Annotated in this window: 1 protein-coding gene; it reads right to left on the bottom strand. The window is 73.8% G+C overall.

The annotated features are described in order from the left end of the window. A partial coding sequence (locus tag J0695_RS39280) for an acyl-CoA dehydrogenase family protein (RefSeq protein ID WP_242553750.1) occupies positions 1-256 on the bottom strand: 256 nt, incomplete at both ends.

Raw genomic sequence — 256 nt, 5'->3', positions numbered from 1 at the left:
CACGCCACTTGCGTCTCCCGGCGCGAGCGTCCCTGCCCCCACGTCCCCCACCAGCCGCCAGTTGAGCAGCCGCACCGCCGCCAGCCGCGCATGGATCTCCGCCAGCCGCTCCCGCACCCAGGGCCGGTCGGCGGGCCGTGCGCCCGTGTCCGGATCAACGGCCCGCGCATACGCGAGAACCGCCGCGTAGCAGTCCTCCGCCTGCATCCCGATGGCCGCGAGCGCCACCCGCTCATGGTTGAGCTGGTTGGTGATC

The sequence above is a fragment of the Streptomyces beijiangensis genome (genome assembly GCF_017315755.1).
GTDB lineage: Bacteria > Actinomycetota > Actinomycetes > Streptomycetales > Streptomycetaceae > Streptomyces > Streptomyces beijiangensis.
This window is presented reverse-complemented; position numbering and strand designations above follow the sequence as displayed.